Annotated in this window: 23 protein-coding genes; 1 reads left to right on the top strand and 22 read right to left on the bottom strand. The window is 48.3% G+C overall.

Features of this window, described 5'->3' with window-relative positions; translation table 11 throughout:
- Positions 1 to 5: 5 nt before the first annotated feature.
- From plsX to ACWJJX_RS03545, 7 genes are all read right to left on the bottom strand, one after another.
- Entirely contained in the window at positions 6 to 1004 is a 999-nt protein-coding gene (gene plsX, locus ACWJJX_RS03575) for a phosphate acyltransferase PlsX (RefSeq protein ID WP_003154319.1), read from the bottom strand.
- Positions 1005 to 1017: 13 nt separating this feature from the next.
- On the bottom strand, positions 1018 to 1584 hold the full coding sequence (gene fapR / locus ACWJJX_RS03570; protein ID WP_003154320.1) for a transcription factor FapR: 567 nt from the start codon (positions 1582 to 1584) through the stop codon (positions 1018 to 1020).
- A gap of 106 nt (positions 1585 to 1690) precedes the next feature.
- Complete coding sequence (gene recG, locus ACWJJX_RS03565) at positions 1691 to 3739, bottom strand: ATP-dependent DNA helicase RecG (RefSeq protein ID WP_063636633.1); 2049 nt, start codon at positions 3737 to 3739, stop codon at positions 1691 to 1693.
- Positions 3717 to 4619 carry an L-serine ammonia-lyase, iron-sulfur-dependent, subunit alpha gene (gene sdaAA, locus ACWJJX_RS03560; protein WP_003154324.1) on the bottom strand — a complete coding sequence of 301 codons (903 nt, stop codon included), beginning with the start codon at positions 4617 to 4619 and terminating at the stop codon, positions 3717 to 3719. Before sdaAA ends, recG begins: the two co-directional genes overlap by 23 nt.
- Positions 4620 to 4639: 20 nt before the next feature.
- Positions 4640 to 5302 carry an L-serine ammonia-lyase, iron-sulfur-dependent subunit beta gene (gene sdaAB, locus ACWJJX_RS03555; protein WP_003154325.1) on the bottom strand — a complete coding sequence of 221 codons (663 nt, stop codon included), beginning with the start codon at positions 5300 to 5302 and terminating at the stop codon, positions 4640 to 4642.
- 142 nt (positions 5303 to 5444) lie between these two features.
- The gene (locus ACWJJX_RS03550) at positions 5445 to 7112 is read right to left on the bottom strand and encodes a DAK2 domain-containing protein (protein WP_070081813.1); all 1668 of its coding nucleotides are present in this window, start codon (positions 7110 to 7112) and stop codon (positions 5445 to 5447) included.
- Between the two features lie 15 nt (positions 7113 to 7127).
- Positions 7128 to 7490 carry an Asp23/Gls24 family envelope stress response protein gene (locus ACWJJX_RS03545; protein WP_003154327.1) on the bottom strand — a complete coding sequence of 121 codons (363 nt, stop codon included), beginning with the start codon at positions 7488 to 7490 and terminating at the stop codon, positions 7128 to 7130.
- 258 nt (positions 7491 to 7748) lie between these two features.
- On the opposite strand from ACWJJX_RS03545, the gene rpmB reads away from it, so the two are divergent.
- Positions 7749 to 7937 carry a 50S ribosomal protein L28 gene (gene rpmB, locus ACWJJX_RS03540; RefSeq protein ID WP_003154328.1) on the top strand — a complete coding sequence of 63 codons (189 nt, stop codon included), beginning with the start codon at positions 7749 to 7751 and terminating at the stop codon, positions 7935 to 7937.
- A gap of 77 nt (positions 7938 to 8014) precedes the next feature.
- Here the strand turns inward: rpmB and spoVM are convergent, their stop codons facing one another.
- The 15 genes from spoVM to remA form a co-directional block, all read right to left on the bottom strand.
- A complete protein-coding gene (gene spoVM / locus ACWJJX_RS03535; RefSeq protein WP_003154329.1) occupies positions 8015 to 8095 on the bottom strand; it encodes a stage V sporulation protein SpoVM in 81 nt (26 codons plus the stop codon).
- A gap of 86 nt (positions 8096 to 8181) precedes the next feature.
- A complete protein-coding gene (locus ACWJJX_RS03530) occupies positions 8182 to 8826 on the bottom strand; it encodes a thiamine diphosphokinase (protein WP_031378749.1) in 645 nt (214 codons plus the stop codon).
- Between the two features lie 65 nt (positions 8827 to 8891).
- Complete coding sequence (gene rpe / locus ACWJJX_RS03525) at positions 8892 to 9545, bottom strand: ribulose-phosphate 3-epimerase (protein WP_003154331.1); 654 nt, start codon at positions 9543 to 9545, stop codon at positions 8892 to 8894.
- A gap of 1 nt (position 9546) precedes the next feature.
- Positions 9547 to 10437 (bottom strand): ribosome small subunit-dependent GTPase A, encoded by an 891-nt coding sequence (gene rsgA / locus ACWJJX_RS03520; protein WP_454022742.1) that lies wholly within the window; start codon positions 10435 to 10437, stop codon positions 9547 to 9549.
- Between the two features lie 14 nt (positions 10438 to 10451).
- Positions 10452 to 12395: a Stk1 family PASTA domain-containing Ser/Thr kinase gene (pknB, locus tag ACWJJX_RS03515; protein ID WP_102422463.1), complete on the bottom strand. Its 1944-nt coding sequence runs from the start codon at positions 12393 to 12395 to the stop codon at positions 10452 to 10454.
- On the bottom strand, positions 12389 to 13150 hold the full coding sequence (locus ACWJJX_RS03510) for a Stp1/IreP family PP2C-type Ser/Thr phosphatase (protein ID WP_071391846.1): 762 nt from the start codon (positions 13148 to 13150) through the stop codon (positions 12389 to 12391). The genes pknB and ACWJJX_RS03510 overlap by 7 nt, the downstream gene beginning before the upstream one ends.
- 5 nt (positions 13151 to 13155) lie before the next feature.
- Positions 13156 to 14247: a 23S rRNA (adenine(2503)-C(2))-methyltransferase RlmN gene (gene rlmN / locus ACWJJX_RS03505; protein WP_003154339.1), complete on the bottom strand. Its 1092-nt coding sequence runs from the start codon at positions 14245 to 14247 to the stop codon at positions 13156 to 13158.
- A 3-nt stretch (positions 14248 to 14250) separates the two neighbouring features.
- The gene (gene rsmB / locus ACWJJX_RS03500; protein ID WP_062623346.1) at positions 14251 to 15594 is read right to left on the bottom strand and encodes a 16S rRNA (cytosine(967)-C(5))-methyltransferase RsmB; all 1344 of its coding nucleotides are present in this window, start codon (positions 15592 to 15594) and stop codon (positions 14251 to 14253) included.
- Positions 15581 to 16534, bottom strand: coding sequence for a methionyl-tRNA formyltransferase (gene fmt, locus ACWJJX_RS03495; protein ID WP_062623345.1), 954 nt, complete (start codon positions 16532 to 16534; stop codon positions 15581 to 15583). The genes rsmB and fmt overlap by 14 nt, the downstream gene beginning before the upstream one ends.
- A 4-nt stretch (positions 16535 to 16538) precedes the next feature.
- A complete protein-coding gene (def, locus tag ACWJJX_RS03490) occupies positions 16539 to 17021 on the bottom strand; it encodes a peptide deformylase (RefSeq protein ID WP_003154343.1) in 483 nt (160 codons plus the stop codon).
- A 24-nt stretch (positions 17022 to 17045) separates the two neighbouring features.
- Positions 17046 to 19457: a primosomal protein N' gene (priA, locus tag ACWJJX_RS03485; RefSeq protein ID WP_014304990.1), complete on the bottom strand. Its 2412-nt coding sequence runs from the start codon at positions 19455 to 19457 to the stop codon at positions 17046 to 17048.
- Positions 19454 to 20674: a bifunctional phosphopantothenoylcysteine decarboxylase/phosphopantothenate--cysteine ligase CoaBC gene (gene coaBC / locus ACWJJX_RS03480; RefSeq protein WP_418657666.1), complete on the bottom strand. Its 1221-nt coding sequence runs from the start codon at positions 20672 to 20674 to the stop codon at positions 19454 to 19456. Before coaBC ends, priA begins: the two co-directional genes overlap by 4 nt.
- Positions 20675 to 20764: 90 nt before the next feature.
- Positions 20765 to 20968 (bottom strand): DNA-directed RNA polymerase subunit omega, encoded by a 204-nt coding sequence (rpoZ, locus tag ACWJJX_RS03475; protein WP_003154346.1) that lies wholly within the window; start codon positions 20966 to 20968, stop codon positions 20765 to 20767.
- Positions 20969 to 20971: 3 nt separating this feature from the next.
- Positions 20972 to 21586: a guanylate kinase gene (gene gmk / locus ACWJJX_RS03470; protein WP_454022741.1), complete on the bottom strand. Its 615-nt coding sequence runs from the start codon at positions 21584 to 21586 to the stop codon at positions 20972 to 20974.
- 7 nt (positions 21587 to 21593) lie between these two features.
- Positions 21594 to 21863: an extracellular matrix/biofilm regulator RemA gene (remA, locus tag ACWJJX_RS03465; RefSeq protein WP_003154355.1), complete on the bottom strand. Its 270-nt coding sequence runs from the start codon at positions 21861 to 21863 to the stop codon at positions 21594 to 21596.
- Positions 21864 to 21923: the final 60 nt, after the last annotated feature.

Raw genomic sequence — 21923 nt, 5'->3', positions numbered from 1 at the left:
CCAGACTACTCATCTGTTTTTTCTTCTTTTACTTCTTCTTCTATAAATGCGGCCACGTTTTGGCTGACCATTTCTCTCGCCTGGCGCAGCGCATGGTAAACAGCGCGTGCGTCAGAAGAGCCGTGCGCTTTAATGACGGGCGCTTTCAAACCGAAAAGACTCGCCCCGCCGTACTCAGAATAGTCCATTTTCAGTTTCATTTCCATCAGCTTCGGCTTCAGCACTCCCGCTGCGAGCTTAGAAACAAAACTTGAAGTCAGTGTATCTTTCAGCATTTTGAAAATCGATAACGCTGAACCTTCCAATGTTTTCAACGTGACGTTGCCCGTAAAGCCGTCTGTGACGATGACGTCAGCAGCGCCTTCGAGCAAGTCTCTCGCCTCAACGTTTCCGACAAAATTCACGTTTGTTTCTTTTAATAATTCAAACGTCTTTTTTGTCAGGTCGTTTCCTTTCTTTTCTTCCGTGCCGACATTTAACAAGCCGACGCGGGGCGAGCTGATTCCGAGAACCTGCCGGGCATATACAGATCCCATAATTCCGTACTGGACGAGATGCTCCGGTTTGGCATCGACATTGGCTCCCACGTCCAAAAGAAGGAAACCGTCGCCTGAAACGGTCGGAAGCGTCGGCGCAAGCGCAGGCCGGTCGATTCCTTTAATTCTGCCGACAATAAACAGTCCCGCTGTCATGAGTGCGCCTGTATTCCCCGCTGAGATGCAGGCGTCCGCTCTGTTTTCAGCCACTTCCTGCGCCATCAGCACCATAGAAGAGTTTTTCTTTCTGCGTACGGCGCGGACCGGTTCATCCGTCGGTTCAATCACTTCATCGGCGTGCAACACAGTGATGCGGTCTGATGTTGTTGGCAAGTGTGATTCTATTGTTGTCTTGTCACCGACCAGCGTAATATGAAGATCGTCAAATGCCTCAATACTCTTCATTACTCCGTCAATAACAGCTTTGGGTGCGTTGTCGCCTCCCATTGCATCTACAGCTATTCTCATGCATGCTCCACCTTTATGATTGTTTTGAACGGTACATGTCAAAGCTGCCGGAGAACACGACTTCTTCTCCCACATAGCTGTTGACTTCAACTACCGTTCTGCCTTTTTCTTTTTCGACTGCCGTCACTTTGGCTTTCGCAACGACGCGCTCGCCTTCTTTCACCTGTCTTGTAAAGCGGATATTTGCGCTTGCGGTCAGCGCCAGCTCATCATCAATGACGGCTACGGCGAGTGAGTTCGCCTGCGCAAACAAATGATGCCCCCGCGCAATTTGATTGCGGCTGAAGACATGTTCGCGTCTTACTTCTAATATGGAAATGGCCTGGCCGTCAAGCTCCAGATCAATGATTTCACCGATCACTTCGTCTAAAGACAATGATTTCACTTCATCATCAAGCGTTTGTTCTGCCACGTTTTTAATTCTTTCCCTCAGCTCCGGTATTGAGAGCTCTAAGCGGTCTAAACGGATCGTCTGAATGCTGACGCCGAATTTCCCCGCTAATTCTTCATCTGTGATGAAGGGTGTCGATTTGATCGTCTGCTGCAATAATTTTTGGCGTTCTTTCTTGCTTCTTCTCATCTGTAAACACCATCCGGACAATTAAGACTAGGTACTAATAGTAGTATATAATCTCATAGATTGGAATGCAATGATTGTTTTTTGAAAGCCGCCGAATTTTACAGAATCAGCTTAATTTCTCCCCTTCTAAGACGCCGCTTGAAAGTAATTGACCGCGCAGCATGCGGTATTCGTCATCTTTCCAAAAAGCCTCTGAAGACACCAGGTTGGCCGCATCCTGGCGGGCCGTTTCCAAAGCTCTGTAGTCATGAACCATATCCGCCACCTTGAACTCGGGCATACCGCTCTGTTTTTTTCCGAAGAAATCACCGGGGCCGCGCAGTTCAAGGTCCTTTTCAGACAGCTCGAAGCCGTCGTTTGTCTCTGACATGATTCTCATCCGTTCCTTCCCGGTTTCGGATTTCGGATCGGCCATCAAGATGCAGAAAGATTGGTGGTCTCCCCGCCCGACCCGGCCGCGTAGCTGATGGAGCTGAGATAATCCGAAACGGTCGGCGTCATAGATGACCATAATCGTCGCATTCGGCACGTTCACCCCGACTTCTACGACGGTTGTTGACACAAGTACCTGACATTGATTGGCGCTGAATTCTCTCATCACCTGATCTTTTTCATCAGAATGGAGCTTCCCGTGCATCAGGCCGACATTCCATTTACCGCGGTAAACGTCAGACAGCATGTTATATACGTCAATCGCATTCTGTACATCCAGTTTATCCGACTCTTCAATGAGCGGGCAGATAATATAGGCTTGCCTTCCCTGCTTCAGCTCTTTTTCTATAAAAGCCAAAATCCGCTCCAGCATGTCGTGTTTCACCCAATACGTTTCGATTTGTTTTCGCCCCGCGGGCATTTCATCTATCACGGAAACATCCATTTCTCCGAAGACGGTAATGGCCAACGTTCTCGGTATCGGGGTGGCTGTCATAAACAGCACATCCGGATCCTGACCTTTATTCTTGAGTTTTTTGCGCTGTTCGACCCCGAACCGGTGCTGCTCGTCCGTAATAACAAGACTCAGCGCTTTGAATTCCACTTCATCCTGGATTAAAGCATGGGTCCCTACTAAAATATCAATCTCTCCGAGAGCAAGCCGCTCCAAAAGCTCCCTGCGCCGCTTTCCTTTTACAGAACTCGTCAAAAGCGCGATATTTACATCTTCATTTGCAAACAACGATACGAGAGAATCTGCATGCTGTTCGGCCAGAATTTCAGTCGGCACCATTAATGCCCCCTGATACCCCGACAGAATCGCAGCGTACAAAGCGATGGCGGCGACGGCCGTTTTCCCTGAACCGACATCACCTTGCAGCAGACGGTTCATTCGGTAAGGGGATGTCATATCAGCGGTAATTTCCCGAAGCACGCGCGTCTGTGCGGTCGTGAGCGAAAACGGCAGGCTGTCTGTGAAAGCGGCGAGCTTTTCAGCAGGAAACACATGGCTGATGCCTTTTGACTGTTCCCTTTCCGCTTTACGGAACGCCTGCATTTTCAGCTGAAATAATAAGAATTCCTCGTAAACAAACCGGCGTCTTGCCTGCTGTAACGATTCCCTCGTTTCAGGCTGATGCATCGTCTGCAGGGCATGTTTGTAATCAGGCAGCTTATAGCGGATTCTCAATTTTTCAGGAAGCGGATCGGCTGCACTGTCCAAATGATGCTGCAGCGCTTCCTTAATAAACCGTCTCATCATTTTTACGGTGACGTTTTCTTTAACGGAATAAACAGGCTCAATGCTTTTATCTTCTTGATGAGGACCAGTTTTTAATTCCTGCACGGAAACGGTCTGTCTGTGTTTATCCCATTTCCCGGATATCGTGACGACAGAACCTAATGTCAGTTTCTTTTTTAAGTAGGGACGGTTAAAGCAGACCGCGGTAATTAAATAATTGCCGACAAGCACCCTGAATGTCAGCCTGTTTCGTTTTTTGCCGTAATAGGTAAGAGAAGGTTCTGAATGAACCTTCCCTTCTACCGTCACTCTTTCTTCATGTTTTACTTCTTCTAAATCCCTCAGCTCATAGTCGTCATAACGGTAAGGGAAATAATTCAGAAGATCAGAAATGTCATAGATACCAAGTTCGTGCAATGTTTTTTCTGTTTCCGGCCCAATGCCCTTAATTTCCGCTATACTAGTTTGCTGATGGTGTGTCACTTGATTTCAGCGCTCCTCCGAAAATTTTTTTCTCTAATTCTCTTCCCGTCGGTGTCGCAGCTAAACCGCCTTGTCCCGTTTCACGCAGTGCTGTCGGCATCGTCTGGCCGATTTTGTACATCGCGTCAATCACCTCATCGCAAGGAATACGGCTTGTAATCCCGGCCAGCGCCATATCCGCCGCGATCATCGCGTTGGATGCTCCCATTGCGTTTCGTTTGACACACGGCACTTCTACCAATCCGGCGACCGGGTCACATACGAGACCGAGCATATTTTTCAGTGTAATCGCCATTGCTTCCGCTGATTGCTGAGGCGTTCCGCCCGCCATTTCCACAATCGCAGCCGCTGCCATGCCTGATGCTGACCCGACTTCCGCCTGACAGCCTCCTGCCGCTCCTGAAATACTCGCATTATTTGCTACGACAAAACCGAACGCGCCGGCTGTAAACAGAAAACGGATCATTTGTTCTGTCGTAGGGTTCAGCTTATGCTTTACGGCGAATAACGTTCCCGGCACAACTCCGGCAGAGCCGGCGGTCGGTGTAGCGCAGATCGTTCCCATCGCCGCATTGACTTCATTTGTCGCCACAGCTTTAGAAACGGCGTCTAAAATCAGATTGCCCGACAGGCTTCTTCCCGATTGGATGTATGCCTGAAGTTTCACGGCATCTCCGCCTGTTAAACCGGTCTGACTTGTGACGCCCTTCAGCCCTTTTTCAACAGCTGCTTCCATGACGGAGAGATTGCGCTCCATTCCTTGAAAGATTTCTTCCCGTGTTTTTTGCGTCACTTCCATCTCTTGGGTGATCATCACTTCCGAAATCGGAATTTGTTTTTCTTGAGTGATTTCTATTAATTCTTTTACATTACGAAACATGTCATTTTCCTCCTGACTTTTTAGTCAGCTATCTTAGTAACCTGTATAATATTAGGAAGTGTTGAAAGTTCGTCAAGCACTTCTTCTTCAATATTCTGATCGACCTCAATCGTCATCAGCGCAAGCTGGCCGACGTCCTTACGCGCCACTTCCATATGCCCGACGTTGATGGAGAATTTCGCAAGCACATTGGCAACGCCTGCAATCGTGCCGAATTTATCATTATGAACGACTAAAATAGCCGGGTGGTTTCCGGAAAGTCGCAGCTCAAAGCCGTTGAGCTCCGTGATTTCTATTTTTCCGCCGCCGATGGAAATACCGGTAAGGGCTAGCTCTCCCTCATCATCAGAAATGACGATACGCGCCGTATTCGGATGAACGGGCACGGCATCCTCTGTACGGAACTCTACATATATGCCCTTCTCTTCCGCAATTTGAATCGCTGTTTTAATCCGTTCATCAAATGTATCAAAATCAAGCAGGCCGCCGATAATCGCGACATCAGTGCCGTGACCCTTATACGTTTCTGCAAATGATCCGTAAAAAGACACAACGATCCGGCGGGGCTCCCGCCTGAATAAGCTTCTGGCCACTCTGCCGATCCGGGCGGCGCCTGCGGTATGTGAACTGGACGGACCGATCATGACCGGGCCGATAATATCAAAAACGCTTCTATACTTCATGCTGGTTTGCTCCTCCTTAACATCACTTCATTCAGCGCTTTTCTTTAGACTAATTGAACATTTCTCAATTGGCAAGCAGGCACACTGCCGCACTGCCGCAGGTAAATAAAGGCATAAGAATAGAAGGGCCTGATAAGCCCTTCTATTCTGCCGCAAATATATATGGATACAGAGGCTGTCTGCCGTTATGGATTTCAACCTCGATATCTTCACAGACGCTAGCAATATACTCAGCGAGTTTCTCAGCTTCTTCTTCCGGCGCGTCCTCTCCGTACAGGATGGTGACGATTTCATCTTCTTCCCCGATCATTTCATCCAGCAGCAATTTCGCCGCACTTATCCGATCTTCGGCGCTGCCGATAATTGAACTGTTTAAAATGCCGATAAAATCACCTTTTTTAATATCTTTGCCGTCAATATGGGTGTCTCTGACTGAATATGTCACCTGTCCGCTTTTCACATTCCGGATGGCCTCAAGCATATTGGCTTCATTTACATCAGCCGGCTGGTCAGGGTTAAACGCAAGCAGAGCGGTCATGCCTTGAGGGACCGTTTTTGCCGGAATGACAATGACATTTTCTTCAGCCACGCTCGCCGCCTGATTGGCAGCCATCACAATATTGGAATTGTTCGGAAGAATGAAAACCGTCTCCGCATTGACAGACTGAACGGCTTCAACAATATCTTCCGTGCTCGGATTCATTGTCTGGCCGCCTTCGATTACGTGTGAAGCGCCGATGCTCGTAAACAATTCAGAAATGCCCTCTCCCATTGCCACAGTCACGATGCCAAAAGGCTTACGGGCTTCTTTCATAACGCCGGCCGGCTTTTTTTCATCATGTTCTTGGCTGATGATTGAAGTATGCTGTTCCCTCATGTTTTCAATTTTAATTTTAATCAAATCGCCGTAACGCTGTGCGAGATTGAGTACGTTCCCTGGTTCTTCGGCATGAATATGAACTTTCGCCAGCGTATCATCAGCCACGACCAGCAATGAATCGCCGAAACGGCTCAGTTCGTTTCTGAACGCCTCTTCCTTGAACGTCCGTTTATCTTGATCCAGCCTCACCATCACTTCCGTACAAAATCCGAATTCAATGTCTTCTGTACTCAGCATGCTCTGCGCGCTTTTATGATGCTCGGCATTCACCATATCATCGAGTGCCGGAAGAACCGCTTTTTTCGGTACGGCCTCTCCTTTTAAAGCAGCCAAAAAGCCTTCATATACACAAAGCAGACCTTTTCCGCCGCTGTCAACGACACCGACGTCCTTTAAAACAGGAAGCAGGTCCGGCGTGCGGTTGAGCGACGCTTCCGCTTCTTCAATAACGGCCTCCATGACCGAAATAATATCGGTTTCTTCTTTGGCCGAGGCGACCGCTTTTTTAGCCGCATCCTTGGCCACGGTTAAAATCGTTCCTTCAACCGGTTTCATAACCGCCTTATATGCCATATCCACTCCCGCTTGGAGTGCTGCGGCAAACTCTCGGGCATCTATTTGGTTTTTGTTTTCAATGCTCTTTGTGAAACCTCTGAACAATTGGGACAAGATCACCCCTGAGTTTCCTCTCGCTCCCATAAGCAGGCCTTTTGACAGGGCGATGCCGACTTTGCCGATGTCGGGTGAGTCAATGTGCTCTACCTCTCTTGCACCGGATGACATCGATAAATTCATATTTGTTCCGGTATCGCCGTCAGGCACGGGAAACACGTTCAGCGCATCCACCGCGGATGCGTTTTGAGACAATGTCTCAGCCCCCGCCAGAATCATTGCCGCAAAAGCTCTCCCATCTAAGTTTCGTCTAGACAATACTCATCCTCCTCACTACGGGTTCGTTACTCGTACGCCTTGGACATAAATATTTACAGAATCAACTGCAAGTCCGATTGTTTGATTTACTGTGTATTTTACCTTCGTCTGAACATTGTGGGCTACTTCGGATATTTTAGTGCCGTAGCTGACAATAATGTACATGTCGATATGTATTTGTTCGGCTTCCTGACGGACATGTACGCCTTTTGCGAAGTTCTCTCTCCGGAGGATTTCAGACAAACCGTCTTTAATCTGGTTTTTTGAGGCCATCCCCACTATTCCGTAACAGTCAATGGCAGCGCCTCCGGCAACCATTGCGATGACTTCGTTGGATATATCAATCTGTCCGTATTTTGTCTTCATTTCAATGGACACACAGGTTCCTCCTTCAGGTGCATAGAGTTATCATTATTCTACTATATGTATCCCATTATGAAAAGAAAAGATACAGACAGCGGCCTTCAGCGCGGAAATGTGATTGGTTTTACATGTCAAGTGATTTTTCTTGAAAGTAAGGGAAACAATAGTTGCAAACGGTTTTTAGCTGTGGTAAATTATTTAAAGTATTGTATAACGAAAGCATCTGAGACACTATGTTTAAAAAGATGTTTCGCGCAGTTAGGAGGGAAACAAATGGCACGTAAATGTTTTATTACAGGTAAAAAAACAAAAGCCGGAAACAACCGTTCTCACGCAATGAACGCTTCTAAGCGTACTTGGGGCGCCAACCTTCAAAAGGTCCGCATCCTCGTTGACGGCAAACCTAAAAAAGTGTATGTATCTGCCCGGGCTTTAAAATCCGGTAAAGTTGAGCGTGTATAAGCAAAAATGAACGCCTGCCCTTTTATGCGGCAGGCGTTTTTTATGCGTTCAAAGAGGGCAATTTCAGCTTCTTGGGCTTACTCTTTTCTAAATGAGCCCAGCATCGCCCGGACAATTCCTCCTAAAAACTTCGGCAATTTAATGGTATAAAATTTCATTTTGTCCCCTCCTATAAGTCCCGTATCCGCTGCGTTCATCACTTTAGGATTCATGGTTTTTTCCGCATATGGCAGAAGCCGCTTTTCTAATCCGCGCTCCTTACCATTATTAATATGCCTTTTGCAAACGAAAAAGTACCTCGTGAATGAATGAGTTCGTTACTAATACATAGTGTGGAACCCAGAGGAATATGACAATTATCAAGGGGATATTTAAAACCGTCGAGTGTCAGGCCGTCTGCCGCTTCCGTAAACGGAATGAAAGAAATATAGCGTCTGCGCGCTTTTTTTTCAATTGTATAACGGCCGGGCCCGAACATCTGAATGTCATTCTGCCGGTCGATCAGCTCGACATCGGTATGCTTATGTAAGGCTTTATACAGCAGCTGGATGTTCCCTAAAAAGTGATCGGCTCTTCCGCCCGTCACACCGAATACCCGAATGTTTTCCGGTTCTTTTTGTAAAGCCCAGTCAAGAGCGAGTTCAAGATCGGTATAATCTTTTTCCGCCTGATACACATGGAGGGCCGGCGCCGCTTTTTGAATCTGCATGAGCTCCTCTTCCGTAATGCTGTCAAAATCACCGAAAGCTTCCTGCGGAATGATTCCGGCCTCCAAAAGAGCAACCGTCCCTTTATCAACTCCGACCCACGTCGTATCTCCGTCTGTGTATTCGGATAGATCGGGAATAAGCTCCCGCGGGCCGCCCGCAACGATATTGATTGTCTTCATATGCTATCCTCTCTCTTAGACGCGAAAAGAGCCGGCGGCTTTCACCGGGCTCTTTTTCAGCATGTTTATGATGCGTTTCGGATGTCGGCGATGGCTTTTTTCCGATCCGGCTGATTATATACGGCAGACCCGGCAACAAGCAGATTGGCGCCCGCTTCAGCGCATAAAGGGGCTGTTTCTTTATTAACGCCTCCGTCCACCTCGATTAAAAGCTCAGACAGGCCTTTCTCCTCAGCCAGCTGTTTGACCTGACGGATTTTCGGCAGAACCGAATGAATGAAGCGCTGTCCGCCAAAACCGGGGTTAACCGTCATTAACAGCACAAGGTCAAGCTCCTCGATCACATGTTCAATCATTTGGACGGGCGTATGCGGATTAAGCACAACTCCCGCTTTTACCCCTTGCTCTTTTATCAATTGAATAGTCCGGTGAAGATGCGGACACGCTTCAGCGTGAACGGAAAGGATGTCCGCACCGGCTTTTGCGAATGCCGGGATGTAGCGGTCCGGGTTTTCAATCATAAGATGGACATCCAGCGGCAGATCAGTCACCGGACGGACGGCTTCAACGATAAGCGGCCCGATTGTAATGTTAGGGACGAAATGGCCATCCATGACATCAATATGGATATAGTCCGCCCCTCCTTTTTCCACGTCTTTAATTTCCTCGCCCAGTGAAGCAAAATCGGCGGAAAGAATTGATGGCGCAACCTTAATCATATTAATACCTCGGCTTTCTCTCTTTTATTTCCTGCATAAATTCTTTGTAATGCTCATAGCGGTACGGCTGAATCTCTCCTTCTTCCACCGCTTGCTTTACCGCGCATTTCGGTTCTTTAAGATGCAGACAGCCTCTGAATTTGCAGGAGGCGCTTATTTCTCTGATCTCAGGGAACGTGCAGCCCAGCTCTTCTTCCTCAATGCCGGTAAATTCAAGCGAACTGAACCCCGGAGTATCCGCAACCAGACCGCCTGATGTATGAATGAGCTCCACATGGCGCGTCGTATGTTTTCCGCGTCCCAAATGCGCGGAAATCTCGTTTGTTTTCAGCTCAAGCTCCGGGCTGATCGCATTTAAAAGCGAAGATTTTCCGACTCCGGACTGACCGGCAAACACCGTCGTTTTGTCCTCGAAGTGTTTCACAATGCCTTTTAAACCGCTGTTTTCTTTTGATGACGTCACATATACGTCATAACCGATCGCCTGATAGTCTTTCACGTAAGAAAGTATCGCCTCTTTCGATTCCCCGTCTGCAGCTAAGTCCATTTTGGTTATGCAGATGATCGGGTGAATGCCGTTGGCTTCCACAAGGACGAGAAAACGGTCCAATAAAGACGTGCTGAACGCCGGCTGAACGGCAGAAAAGACGAGAACGGCCTGATCGACATTTGAAATCGGCGGCCTGATCAGCTCGTTTGTTCGTTCTTTGATTTCCAGCAGGTAGCCTTCTTTATCATTTTCAGCCTGATAAACGGCATAATCGCCGACCAGGGGCGTTACTTTATTTTTTCTGAAAATGCCCCGGCCCCTGCATTGAATGATCTTGTCCTGTGATTCATCCAAGACATAATAGAATCCGCTTAACGCTTTTATAATTTTGCCCTCAGGCATAGGGTCCCTCCTTGTCAGTCATTATCTTTCGGGTATTCAATCGTTTTGTAGCTGACGACTTTATGATCGACCATCACTTGATAATACCCCTTCTGTCCCTGATCAATCTTCAGTTCAATTGTTTTTTCAGTCGGCTCTTTTATTTTAAATGAGTCATACGTATCAGAGATGCTGTGGTCCTTATCATCGATGGCGATTTGCACTTCAAGCTCGTCCCCTTCATGTTCAGGTTCGTAAGGAATGCTGATTTTTTCTTTTACCGTTTTCGCCGGTTTTTCTTCAGGTCCGAGCGAGAACGTCACTTCAACATTACTTCCCGGCTTAACCGCAGTGCCGGCTGACGGCTCTTGTTTCATGACTTGTCCTTCCGGCACGTCATCTGAATGGGCTTGTTTTTCAACAAGCTGCAGGCCGTTATCTTCAAGATACCCTGAAGCCGCTTCTTTGCTGTAAGTCTTTAAGTCCCTCAGCGTAACGTCCGCCGGGCCGAGGCTGACCGTTAGATTGACTTCATCGTCGCTTGCGACCATGTCGGTGCCGGCTGACGGGTCCTGATCAATTACGGTGCCGGCCTCGCTGTCATCGTTTTCTTCTTTGACATTGACATGTTTGAAGCCTTTTTCCTTCAGCGCTTTTTTTGCGTCGCCGATCTGCCGTCCTTTCACGTCGATCAGCTGGGTTTTCGGTTTTCCGATGCTTTTGTACAGTTTTACAGAAGAGCCTTCTTTAACGGTAGACCCCGCTTTTGGGTCCGTTTTGACCATTAATTCCTCTTCTATTTTTTCATCTTCAATGTCCGTTATATCAGGATCCGCCCGTAGCCCGTTCTTTTCAAGCAGGGCTTCCGCTTTTTCGTACTTCATGCCCCGTACGTCGGGGACGCTTACATCTTTAGGCATAAATAAAGACGGGAACACGGTGACCGCAAGAACAGCCGCCATAATGAAAATGAAACAGACGGCCAGCAAAACCCACGGCCATTTCCGTTTTTTCTTTTTGGCTGGCTGCTGTTCCTGATCATCCGTCTCCCCCGGCGTTTCCGCCTGAGACGCGACTTTTGGGCCGTCAGTAATAACGGGAATGGCTTTTGTCATTTCCTCATCATCCTGCACGGAAAATTTTTGTTCATTCAGCCTGCCGGCGTCAAAAGCCGTTCTGATGTCCGCCTCCATGTCTTCGGCGCTTTCATAGCGGTGAAAAGGGTCTTTGGCGGTTGCCTTTAAAATAATGTTTTCAACGCTCTGCGGAATGGAAGGGTTCCACTTTCTGGCGGAAGGCGTTTCTGTTTGCAGATGCTTTAGCGCTATGCTGACGGCTGATTCTCCGTCAAAAGGGATTTTGCCTGTTAAAAGCTCAAACAGCACGATGCCGAGCGCGTAAATATCTGATTTTTTCGTTGCCAGACCGCCTCTCGCCTGCTCCGGAGACAAATAATGAACCGAGCCCAGCACAGAATTCGTATGTGTGATTGTCGTAGACGTAAGCGCTGTGGCGATGCCGAAATCCGTCACCTTGATATGCCCTAAATGATCTATCAATATATTGTGCGGTTTAATATCCCGGTGCACGATATGGTTTTGATGGGCATGGGCGATGGCCGAGACGATCTGCTCCATAATGGACAGCGCTTCTTTCGGATGGAGCGGTCCGTGTGCGGTTATGTATTCCTTTAATGTCATGCCTTCCACATATTCCATGACAATGTAATAAATATCGCCTTCCTCCCCGATATCGTAAATACTGACGATATTCGGATGATCGAGGCTTGATGCCGACTGTGCTTCTCTTCTGAAACGCCTGATAAAATCAATGTCATTCACAAAGTCAAACCGCAGAATTTTAATTGCGACTTCACGTTCGAGAATGATGTCCTCAGCTAAAAAAACGTTTGCCATTCCGCCGCCGCCAATGGGCCGGAGGATATGATAACGCCCGCTGATCCGCTTGCCGGTTAGCACTTGTCTTCACCCTCTTTTTCATCTGCGGAAAACTCAATCAACACAGCCGTGATGTTATCTTCGCCGCCGTTTTGATTCGCTTTGCTGATGAGAAGGTCTACTTTTTCCTGAGGATCAGATTCGGCTTGAAGCATTTGTTTGATCTCGTGATCTTCTATTTTATTTGACAGTCCGTCAGAGCATAAAAGCAGCTGATCGCCGTCAGACAGCTCAAAAGAACGGGCGTCGGGGCTGATGGTTTCATCTGTCCCCAGCGCTCTCGTCAATACATTTTTCCGCGGATGGTGCTCGGCGTCCTCTTTCGAAATTTCCCCCGTCTTGACCAGCTCATTCACAAGCGAATGGTCCTCAGTCAGCTGAGTGAATTCCCCCTCTTGAAGCAGGTAGCACCGGCTGTCTCCGATATGAGCCACAGTGACAAACTTCCCCGTGAATAAGGCGCAAACAATGGTGGTGCCCATTCCCCGGCATTCTTCATTCGCTTTAGCGTGGTCATGTACTTTGACATTCGCCTCATGAATCCGGTCTTTCAGCCAATCCTCGCAAGCAGACGGCAGAGAAGGAACCGTTTCGGTCCGGTTCCACTGCTCTTCCATCGCCGCAACCGCCATCCTGCTCGCTACATCTCCGGCAAGATGACCGCCCATGCCGTCGGCGACAACCGCAAGCACCGCGTCTTCTTTTGTGAAAATGCCCGCCGCATCTTCATTATGCCGGCGGACTTTACCTGTATCTGTTTTCAAGGCTGTAATCAACCTCTTCACCTCGTCTCGTCTTGACGCTCCTTCGCGCGAAGCTGACCGCAGGCCGCGTCAATGTCATGGCCTTGCTCTCTTCTGATCGTGACATTTACACCGCGGGATTTTAACGTTTTTTCGAATGCAAAAATCTGATCTCTCGGTGTACGGACGTAATCCCGTTCAGGCACATAGTTTACCGGAATTAAATTGACATGGCATTTCACGTCTTTTAACAGTTCTGCAAGCTCTTCTGCATGTTCGACCTGATCATTTACGCCGCCGAACAGCCCGTATTCAAAGCTGATCCGTCTGCCTGTTTTCTCGATGTAATATTTGACGGCCTCCATAAGGTCAGGAAGCTTATAGGCTTTGTTAATCGGCATCAGACGGCTTCTGATTTCCGTATTCGGAGCATGCAGAGAAATTGCGAAATTGATCTGCATTTTTTGATCGGCGAAATCGTAAATCTTCGGAATGATTCCGCTGGTGGAAACTGTGATATGACGCGCTCCGATGTTCAGCCCTTTATCGTGGTTAATGATTTTTAAGAAAGCGAGCATTTCATTGAAATTATCAAACGGCTCTCCGATTCCCATGATGACGACTGAGCTGACGCGTTCATCCGTTTCATCAAGCGCCTTTTGCACTTTCACGACTTGAGCGACGATTTCTCCCGCTTCAAGATTCCGTTTCAGTCCGCCGAGTGTTGACGCGCAAAATGTGCAGCCGATCCGGCAGCCGACCTGTGTCGTTACACATACAGAATTACCATACTCGTGTCTCATTAAAACCGTTTCGATCGTATAACCGTCATGAAGCTCAAATAAAAATTTCATCGTGCCATCTTGAGATGTCTGTTTTACAGCCGTTTTCAGCGTTGTCAGCACAAAATTGCTCTCGAGTTTTTCACGCAGGCTTTTTGAGAGGTTTGTCATTTCATCAAATGAAGAAACCCGCTTTTCATAGAGCCATTCAAAAATCTGTGCTGCGCGGAACGGCTTTTCGCCATTCTCGGTCAGCCATTGTTTGATTTCATCTAATTCAAAAGAGTAAATGGACGGCTGCTCAGTCCGCAGCTCTTTCCGTACGCTTGTCTTTTTTAATTGTGTCATTTTTTATCCCTTCTTTCTCATGCTGCTAATAAAGAAACCGTCTGTTCCGAAATAATGCGGAAGAATTTGAAGGCTTCCATCCTGAACAAAGGGTCTCGCCTTTTCAGGCAGCCGCTTTTCAAGAGATAAATCGGGTTCAAACTCAGGGTGTTCTTGTATAAACGCATGCATAACTTCTTCATTTTCTGTCCGATCCATTGTACACGTACTGTATACGAGTGTGCCACCTTTTTTTACTAATGGGGCGATTTCCCTTAAAATGCCGAGCTGGATTTCTGACAGCCGTCTGCTGTCCTCCGGCGTCTTCGTATATTTCATATCGGGTTTTCTTCTGATGACACCGAAACCTGAGCAAGGGGCATCAACGAGAATACGGTCAAACCGTTCTGCACCAAAGGCCTCTCCCGCTTTTCGCGCATCCATCGTTTGCGCGTCGATGATCGTAAGTCCGAGCCGTTCTGCGCCCTCTTTAATCAGCTTCACTTTATGGCGGTGAAGATCAAGCGATGTGAGGCTCCCCTCGTTCTCCATCAGTTCCGCAATGTGAGCCGACTTTCCGCCCGGTGCGGCGCATGCATCTAAAACGGTTTCGCCCGGCTTCGGGTTCAGCGCCCGCGCGACAAGCATTGAGCTTTCATCCTGTATGGATACCCGGCCGTTTTGGAAAAATGCCGTGTTCGCGATGCTTCCTTTCAAAAGCTTAATCGCATCAGGAGAAAGGTCTCCGGCTTCCGCTTCCAGACCGGCATTCTCCATCTCATTCAGCACCGTTTCCCTGTCGCTCTTTATGTGATTGACACGGAGCGTCTGCTTCGGCGGAATGAGATGAATCCGGCAGATCTTTTCAGCCGCCTCAAAGCCGTACGCCTCGACCCACTCTTTTACGAGCCATTCGGGATGGCTTGTCTCTGTAGAAAGACGGAGAACCGGGTCTTCAATTTCAGCAAATGACGGCGCCCCCTCACGCTGCAGGGAGCGGAGAATGCCGTTGACAAAGGACGCAATGCCCTTATGCCCGCGTTTTTTGGCGATTTCAACCGCTTCATGGATGGCGGCGCGATCCGGAATTTTTTCTAAATACTCCATTTGATACGCGGACAGACGAAGCAGCTGAATCACCCACGGCTTCACCTTATTCGGCTTGCGGATAAAAGGCTTCAGCATATAGTCTAAGGCGATTTTATTTTGCAGCGTTCCGTAGACAAGCTCTGTCAGCAGTCCTCTGTCCTGATCGCTGAGCGTGTTCGTTTTGATAACCGATGTAAGAAGCAGGTTGCTGTATGCCTGATTTTGCTCAAGCTTCTCAAGCGCTTCAAGGGCGAGCTCCCGGACATTAATTTTCTTCATTTGCTGCTCCTAACACGTCACCGGACTGCACATTTTTGCCTCTTGCAAAATCTTCGCCCTTCATCCGTTTTTTCCCCGCCGGCTGCAGTTCAGTGATTAAAAGGGCGGTGCTGTTTCCTGATGCGACGACAATGCCGTTTTGCTCCGTGCGGATGACTGTTCCGGGCGCAGCTTCAGTTTTTGCAGCAACTTTTTCAGAAGCCCATACTTTAATAGTTTGACCGTTCAAAGTTGTATAGGCGACAGGCCAAGGGTTTAAACCTCTGATCTGGTTGTAGATCTCTTCTCCGGGCTTTGCCCAATCAATCCGCTCCTGCTCACGCTTAATGTTAGGCGCGTAAGTCGCTTTTGATTCGTCCTGTTTGATCGGTTTAATATTTCCGGAAATGACGTTCGGGACGGTCTCTGACAAAAGCTTTGCCCCAGCTATGCTTAATTTGTCGTGCAGCGTGCCGACGTTATCCGTTTCATCAATTTCCACTTCGATTTTAGAAATCATATCGCCCGCATCAAGCTTTTCAACCATATACATGATCGTCACGCCCGTTTTCTTCTTGCCTTGGAGAATCGAATAATGTATCGGCGCTCCGCCTCTTAATTCAGGCAATAGTGACGCGTGTACGTTGATACAGCCGTATGTCGGGCCGTCCAGCAGCTGCTTGGGCAGGATCTGTCCGAATGCCGCCGTAACAATCAGGTCCGGCTTCAGGCTGAGCACTTTTTCTATTTCTTCTTCGAGCCTTACTTTTTCGGGCTGAAGCACGGGAATGCCGTGACGTTCAGCTTCAGCCTTTACAGGAGGGGGCGTCATGATTTTTTTTCTGCCTTTCGGGCGGTCCGGCTGCGTAACGACACCAACCACTTCATATCCGTCTTCAATAAGCGTGCGCAGGACGGGAACTGAAAAGTCGGGCGTTCCCATAAAAACGATCCTTGTCATCCAATCATCCTTCCATTTCTGCCAGTTCTTCTTCAGTGTAGTAAGCCGTAATTTTTGATGTGAATAAAATGCCGTCTAAATGATCCATTTCATGCTGAACGGCTCTGGCCAAAAAACCCTCCGCTTCTAAAATAAACGGTTTTCCTTTACGGTCATGGGCTTTTACCTTTACGTAATCCGGGCGGGTGACATCACCGAAAACCCCGGGAAAACTTAAGCAGCCCTCGACTCCGGTCTGTTCACCGCTCTTTTCAAGAATAACCGGATTTACAAGGTCGATCCGGCCGCTTTCTTCACCGATGTCCACGACGGCCGCTCTTTTTAAAATGCCGATTTGCGGCGCGGCGAGACCGACGCCATCCATTTCGAGCATCGTATCGTACATATCGTCAAGCAGTTTTTTTAATTTTTTATCAAACACTGTCACTTCATCGGCGGGTGTTTCCAGAACCTCCGCCGGGTGTGTGACGATTTTTTTCACAGCCAAAATTTTGCCCTCCAAAAACTAATGTTACATCAGCATGTACGGATTCATATCGATTGAAATCATTACATGCTTTTGCGCAATGTCGCGTTTATAGTGCTCCAGTATCTTTTTCAACTGAATCTGCAACTCGTTTTCCTGTCTGTATTTTATCACGCATTGATAGCGATATCTATCTTTGATCCTGGCAATCGGGGAAGCCGCCGGCCCAAGAATTTTCGTATCAGGCCCGCATCCCGCTCTTAAATAGTTTGTAATCTTTTCTGCGGTGACCGCGGCTTTTGCCGCCTCTTCATGAGAAACGGTCACCAGCGCCACGTAATAATACGGCGGGTATGACTGGGCCCGTCTGTGCGCCATTTCCTGCTGAAAAAAAGTTTCATAGTCGTGCGTTTTCGTCAGCTGAATGCTGTAATGAGACGGTGTATACGTTTGAATGACCACCGTTCCCGGCTTTTCATGCCGCCCGGCCCGTCCGCTTACCTGCGTCAGCAGCTGGAATGTCTTCTCCGCGGCTCTGAAATCTGGGATGTGAAGCGTCGTATCTGCGCTTAATACTCCGACGAGCGTCACGTTCGGAAAATCAAGCCCTTTTGCGATCATTTGCGTACCGAGCAGGATATCCGCCTTCCCTTCACCGAACGCTGACAACAGTTTTTCATGGGCGCCTTTTCTTGAAGTGGTATCCACATCCATCCTGATCACGCGCGCCTGAGGCAGCACTTTGGTAAGCTCCTCCTCCACACGCTGCGTTCCCGTGCCGAAAAAGCGGATATGTTCGCTGCCGCATTCCGGGCATGTTCCCGGGACAGGTTCCTCATGGCCGCAGTAATGGCATTTCAGCCTTTGCCCGTAGCGGTGATAAGTCATGGAAATGTCGCAATGCGGACATTGCGGCACATAACCGCAATCCCGGCACATCACAAACGAGGAATACCCCCGTTTATTCAGAAAAAGGACGGCCTGCTCTTTTTTTGCAAGCTTCTCTTCCAGCTGTTCCATCAGCTCTCTTGAAAACATTGATCTGTTGCCGTTTCTCAGTTCTTCTCTCATATCAACGAGAGAAACGTCAGGCATGAGCTGGCGGTTTACGCGATGTTTTAATGGAAGCAGCTCATAAACGCCTTTTTTCGCCCGCGCAAATGACTCCAATGTCGGCGTGGCGCTCCCGAGGACGACCGGACAGCTGTGATGCTCGGCCCGGCGGATGGCTACATCCTTTGCATGATACCGCGGCATTTCCTCCTGCTTATAGGAAGATTCGTGCTCTTCATCAATAATGATCATGCCGAGATTTTCAAACGGGGCAAAGATGGCCGATCTGGCTCCGACGACAAGCCGGACTTCCTTGCGCTGAATCTTCCGCCATTCATCGTATTTTTCACCTGTGGATAATCCGCTGTGCATGACCGCAACCTGTGAGCCGAAGCGGCCTTTAAAACGGTTGACCATTTGCGGTGTCAACGAGATTTCCGGAACGAGCACGATCGCTTCTTGTCCTTTTGCCAGCACTTTTTCAATGGATTGCAGGTAAATTTCCGTTTTGCCGCTTCCCGTGACGCCGTGAAGCAGAAAGACGTGATGGACATGGTCGGCTACAGCTTGTTTAATCGGCTCAAAAGCGGCCTGCTGCTCTTCTGTAAGAGAGAGCGGCTCTGTTTTTTTGAACATTCTGTCCTGATAAGGATCGCGGTAAACCTCCTCGAAGCTTTCCGTAAGGAGCCCCTTTTTAAGAAGCGTTTTCAGCGTCGCAGAACTGGAATCGGTCTTTTTGCAAAGCTCGGCCGCGGAAATCTTTTCTCCCCCGCCGATAAAATAAGTAAGCACGGCGAGCTGTTTAGAAGCCTGCTTTGTCAATGAATCTGCGTGCCGGGCGAGTTCTTCTTTGTCTGCCCCCGCTTCGATCATGCGGATCATTTTTTTATTCGTTTTTTGGGCGACTTTATATGTGACATCAATGCTTCCTTTGCGCACGAATTTCTGAAGTGACGAAAGAATGCTTTCATCGGTAATATCCGAGTACAGAAGACTTTTTTGATTCCTGAAAAGCTGTTTGATGTCCGGGGTCAGCGCTTCTTCGTCAACGACTTTCAGCTCTTTCTCGTACTTCGCCTTCAGTGCGGCGGGCAGCATTGCCTGAAGCGCCGTGATTTTAAACGACAGCGTTTTGTCAGAAAGCCATGAAGACAGCTGCATCAGTTCCTCAGTCAGAACTGGCGTCAAATCAAGAAGCTTCTCGACTTCCTTCATTGAGCCGCCGTTTAATTCGGACGAATCTTTCAAACCGGTCACAAATCCTTGAAGCTTGCGCGGGCCAAACGGGACAATCACCCGCATGCCGACTTCGATCATCCCTTTTAAATGATCGGGAATTTTGTAATCAAAGGGTCTGTCAATGTTTTTGGAGCTGACATCGACAATGACTTCTGCTACATTCATACGGGTTTTCGGTCCTCGGCTTTCAAAGCGGTCATTTCCTTCAGCATTTCAAAGGAAACGTCAAGTTTAGACATAAGCGCAAGCTCCCGTTTTCTTCCGTCCCGGAAATAGAAGGTGACGACATTCGTATCCGTGCCAAATCCGGCCCCTTCCGCTTTCACATCATTCGCCACGATCATATCAAGGTTTTTCTGTTCGAGTTTTCTGCGCGCATAGCGTTCGACGTCTTGCGTTTCAGCCGCAAATCCGACCAGCAGCTGGTGTGTTTTCCGTTCGCCGAGTTCTTTCAGTATGTCTGCCGTACGGTTGAATTCGATCACGAGCGAACCGTCTTTCTTCTTCATTTTGTGATCAGAAACAGCCGCCGGCGTAAAATCGGCCACGGCCGCCGTCTTAATCACCATGTCGCATGAATCAAACACAGAAAGCACGGCTTCTCTCATATCGGTTGCCGATTGCACAGGAAGAAACTGATACAACCCGACTGGCGGCTCTATTGACACCGGGCCTGAAATCAGCGTCACCCGCGCCCCGAGACGGACGGCGGCTTCAGCAGCAGCGTAGCCCATTTTGCCGGTGGATTTATTTGTGAAGAAGCGGACAGGGTCCACGGCTTCGCGCGTCGGACCGGCCGTAATGACAATATGTTTTCCTTTCAGCGGCGCATCGTCTTCAGGCTCCTTAAAATGCTCTCTGACACGCTCAACAATAAGCTCCGGCTCCTCCAGCCTTCCTTTGCCGACATATCCGCATGCCAAATAGCCTTCACTCGGCTCGATAAAGCGTACCCCGTCCTGATAAAGCACAGAGATGTTCCGTTTCACCGCCGGATGATCATACATATGGACATTCATCGCAGGCGCCACCCAGACCGGGGCCTCAGCCGCCAGCACCGTCGTTGTGAGCATATCATCAGCAATTCCGTTGGCAAGCTTGCCGATGATATTTGCCGTAGCGGGCGCGACAATAATTAAATCCGCCCAGTCAGCGGCATCAATATGAGAAATCACCTTCGGATTCTGTTCATTAAATGTATCTGTATACACTTCATTCCGGCTCAGCGCCTGAAATGTCAGCGGAGAAACAAACTCACGCGCGGACTCAGTCATAATCACTTTGACGTTTGCGCCGGCCTGAACCAGCTTGCTCGTGAGTGCGGAAGCTTTATAAACGGCAATTCCCCCGCTTACGCATAGCAAAATGTTTCGGTTTTTCATGAAGTCTTCTCCCCTTTATGAAAGCATTGGACAAATCCCAAACGGAAAAAAATAACAACCTATGTAGAGATAGGTTGCTACGTGTGCTTGTTATTCGCTGTCTTCTCTTTCAAACGAAAGCAGGCCCGCGTCAATTTCTTCTAAAGCTTTGCCTACATATTTGTGAGAAATGGTATGTTCAATCTGCTGGTCCTTTTTGATCTGCATTTCACGCGCGCGTCTTGCAGACACAGTCACCAGCGTATATTTAGAATCTAATTTATTCATTAAAGAGTCAATTGACGGATCTAACATAAGTTATTCTACCTCCAGCATTTTCTTATATCTCGGAGCGACGCGTTCACGTTTTAAGTGCTCGGCGAGAACGATTGCGTTAATCTTATCACAAGCCGTTTGGATATCGTCGTTTTCAACGACATAATCATACGCGTCCATCATTTCGATTTCAGCTTTTGCGGCATTCATTCTGTTTTCGATTAAATCGTCGGTTTCAGTCCCTCTTGTCACGATTCTGTTTTTCAGCTCAGAAAGACTCGGCGGCGCTAAGAAGATAAACAGGCCTTCCGGAAATGCATTCCGCACTTGGAGCGCGCCCTGCACTTCAATCTCTAAGAAGACGTCTCTTCCTTCTTGAAGCGTCTGTTCGACATAATCAACGGGCGTTCCGTAATAGTTGCCGACATATTCTGCCCACTCAAGCAGTTTGTTGTTTTCAATCATGCGTTCGAATTCATCTCTGGATTTAAAGAAATAATCGACGCCGTCGACCTCGCCCTCTCTCGGGTTTCTCGTCGTGACTGAAATTGAGTATTCAAATTTCGTGTCCTGTTGTGAAAATATTGCTTGCCGAACCGTTCCTTTTCCAACTCCGGAGGGACCTGAGAGAACGATTAATAACCCTCTTTCTTTCATGCGGCAATTACCCCTGCCCTTCATCCATAATTTCTTCTTTCACAGAAAGTCTGTGTGCAACTGTCTCAGGCTGGACGGCAGATAAGATAATGTGATCACTATCCATGACGACAACTGCACGGGTTCTTCGTCCGTATGTAGCGTCTATTAGCATTCCGCGGTCTCTTGCATCCTGGATCATTCGCTTTATTGGCGCAGACTCCGGGCTGACAATCGAAATCATCCGATTGGCGGAGATGATATTGCCAAATCCGATATTAATCAGTTTAATCGTCATCTTCTACGTTCCCCCTGTAAAATAGACGTCTCTAGTGTAACCTGAAGAGACCGTCTGTAA

This window comes from Bacillus sp. YH3-2-B2 (genome assembly GCF_053663335.1).
The sequence above is the reverse complement of the archived record's forward strand: the minus strand, read 5'-3'. Positions and strand labels throughout refer to the sequence as shown.

Coding starts and splice junctions, on each gene's coding strand:
- plsX (WP_003154319.1), bottom strand. CDS start 1,004: ATGAGAATAGCTGTAGATGCAATGGGAGGCGACAACGCACCCAAAGCT.
- fapR (WP_003154320.1), bottom strand. CDS start 1,584: ATGAGAAGAAGCAAGAAAGAACGCCAAAAATTATTGCAGCAGACGATC.
- sdaAA (WP_003154324.1), bottom strand. CDS start 4,619: ATGTTTCGTAATGTAAAAGAATTAATAGAAATCACTCAAGAAAAACAA.
- sdaAB (WP_003154325.1), bottom strand. CDS start 5,302: ATGAAGTATAGAAGCGTTTTTGATATTATCGGCCCGGTCATGATCGGT.
- rpmB (WP_003154328.1), top strand. CDS start 7,749: ATGGCACGTAAATGTTTTATTACAGGTAAAAAAACAAAAGCCGGAAAC.
- spoVM (WP_003154329.1), bottom strand. CDS start 8,095: ATGAAATTTTATACCATTAAATTGCCGAAGTTTTTAGGAGGAATTGTC.
- ACWJJX_RS03530 (WP_031378749.1), bottom strand. CDS start 8,826: ATGAAGACAATCAATATCGTTGCGGGCGGCCCGCGGGAGCTTATTCCC.
- rpe (WP_003154331.1), bottom strand. CDS start 9,545: ATGATTAAGGTTGCGCCATCAATTCTTTCCGCCGATTTTGCTTCACTG.
- rsgA (WP_454022742.1), bottom strand. CDS start 10,437: ATGCCTGAGGGCAAAATTATAAAAGCGTTAAGCGGATTCTATTATGTC.
- rlmN (WP_003154339.1), bottom strand. CDS start 14,247: ATGACACAATTAAAAAAGACAAGCGTACGGAAAGAGCTGCGGACTGAG.
- rsmB (WP_062623346.1), bottom strand. CDS start 15,594: ATGAAGAAAATTAATGTCCGGGAGCTCGCCCTTGAAGCGCTTGAGAAG.
- fmt (WP_062623345.1), bottom strand. CDS start 16,534: ATGACAAGGATCGTTTTTATGGGAACGCCCGACTTTTCAGTTCCCGTC.
- priA (WP_014304990.1), bottom strand. CDS start 19,457: ATGAATGTAGCAGAAGTCATTGTCGATGTCAGCTCCAAAAACATTGAC.
- coaBC (WP_418657666.1), bottom strand. CDS start 20,674: ATGAAAAACCGAAACATTTTGCTATGCGTAAGCGGGGGAATTGCCGTT.
- rpoZ (WP_003154346.1), bottom strand. CDS start 20,968: ATGTTAGATCCGTCAATTGACTCTTTAATGAATAAATTAGATTCTAAA.
- gmk (WP_454022741.1), bottom strand. CDS start 21,586: ATGAAAGAAAGAGGGTTATTAATCGTTCTCTCAGGTCCCTCCGGAGTT.
- remA (WP_003154355.1), bottom strand. CDS start 21,863: ATGACGATTAAACTGATTAATATCGGATTTGGCAATATCATCTCCGCC.